Raw genomic sequence first — 1,816 nt, 5'->3', positions numbered from 1 at the left:
ACCTGTTCCAGCTGTTCCGGGACACCCCCAACCAATGGGATGCCTGGGACCTCGATGCGCACTACCGGTTCAACACCACTGACCTGATGCAACCGGACTCGATCGATACCGAGGACGGCGGCCGGGTGCTGCGGATCCGGCGTACGATCGGCGCCAGCCCCTCCGACTCCAGCTCCTTCGGGTCCTCCACGATCGATCAGCGGATCAGCCTGAGCCCGGACGGCGCCGCCGTGGATCTGGCCGTGGACGTGGACTGGCACGAGCGGCAGAAGCTGCTCAAGCTGGCATTCCCCCTGGACGTCCATGCCGAGCGAGCGGCGTCGGAAATCCAGTTCGGCCACCTGTACCGGCCCACCCATGCCAACACCTCCTGGGATTCGGCCCGTTTTGAAACGGTGGCGCACCGGTGGGTCCATGTCGGCGAACCCGGCTTCGGCGTCGCGGTGGCCAACGATTCCACCTACGGCCACGACACCCTTCGGGATGAAGTGGACGGGCGGACCTGCACCACGGTCCGGCTCTCCCTCCTGCGCGCCCCGCTGTTCCCGGACCCGGAGGCTGACCAGGGCAAACACCATTTCCGGTTCTCCCTCCGTCCCGGCTCCGCGATTGCCGACGCCGTCGCTGAGGGTTACCGGCTGAACCTGCCGCTGCGCACCGTTGCGGGCGTCGGGACCACGGAGCTGGCCCCGCTGGTGACGGTGGATAATCCCGCGGTGGTGATCGAAGCTGTGAAGCTCGCGGAGGACCACAGCGGCGACGTGATCGTCCGGCTGTACGAAGCCCACGGCGGCCGCGCCGAGGCCCGGCTCCGGGCAGATTTCGACCACCGGTCGGCGGTGGCCACGGACTTGCTGGAGCGCGGGGTTGAGTCCACAGCGGTGAGCGTCGACGACGGCGGCGGTGGAGGCGGCGGTGGCGACGGTGGCGAGGGCAGTGGCCGCGGCGGTGGCGGTGGCGAGGGCAGCGGCCGCGGCGTGCGGCTCAGCCTCCGCCCGTTCGAGCTGGCCACCGTGCGCTTCCGCGTGCGGTGAAGTTGACCGGCCCGATCAGGGCAGCAGCAAGGCCGCCGCGAAAGCCACGCACCCGGCCAGGTGCCCGGCCAGGACCTGAGTGGGCGTATGGTCACCGAGCTTCACCCGGGACCACCCGGTGGCTGATGCCAGCATCAGTGCCAGGGCCGGACCAAACACGGAAACGGGCGCCAGCAGGGTCAAACCAATGTACGCGGCCACGGCGGAATGGACGGAGAGCTTCCACACCAGGTTCGCCGCCATACACAGCATCAGGCCGATAAATACTCCGCCGATTTCGCCAAAGAGGACGGCCGGGGCGTGCAGGAGGAGAAGGACCAGTGCGCCAAAGCTCAAAGACAGTGCCGAAGCAGCCAGGATCGGAGCTCGCTGGGAGCGCACCCCCACATGGTGGTCAGTTATCGAACCGCGCCGCTTCAACCACAGAATCAAGCAAAAGGGCAGGCCCACGGTGAAGCCCGCCGCCACTGTTCCCTGCAGCCAGGTGACGCCGGGGCTGAGCAGCGGCTGCAACAACAGCAGAAGTCCCACCATCACGGCCGGGGAGGAGGTTTCAGTGACGATGCGCGCCAGCTGCCGGGATCGGGATGCTGGAGCCAGCTGGGTTTTGGGCATCAGACGATCATACGGCGGTCTTGCTGGCAGGGATGGCTGGGCTGCCGGCCGGCAGAGCGGGCCCGCCGGCAGCGATCCGGTGCGCAGCTCAGGCGACCTCCCCGCCGAACAACCCGCCATATCTGCGCACGCAACCCGCCCAAGCTCGCCATATCTGCACACCCAGC

At 68.2% G+C, this 1,816-nt stretch carries 2 protein-coding genes; one reads left to right on the top strand and one right to left on the bottom strand.

Annotated features, from left to right (window positions below):
• On the top strand, positions 1 to 1,034 hold a 1,034-nt coding region (locus RTN46_RS16970; protein WP_312183224.1), incomplete at its 5' end, for a glycoside hydrolase family 38 C-terminal domain-containing protein.
• 15 nt (positions 1,035 to 1,049) lie between these two features.
• On the opposite strand, the gene RTN46_RS16965 is transcribed toward RTN46_RS16970, so the two are convergent.
• A complete protein-coding gene (locus RTN46_RS16965; RefSeq protein ID WP_312183222.1) occupies positions 1,050 to 1,649 on the bottom strand; it encodes a phosphatidic acid phosphatase in 600 nt (199 codons plus the stop codon).
• Positions 1,650 to 1,816 lie beyond the last annotated feature (167 nt).

This window comes from Arthrobacter sp., from assembly GCF_031988865.1.
In the GTDB taxonomy this organism is placed as follows: Bacteria; Actinomycetota; Actinomycetes; order Actinomycetales; family Micrococcaceae; genus Arthrobacter_B.
Note: the sequence above shows the minus strand (reverse complement) of the source record. Positions and strands in the feature narration are given on the sequence as shown.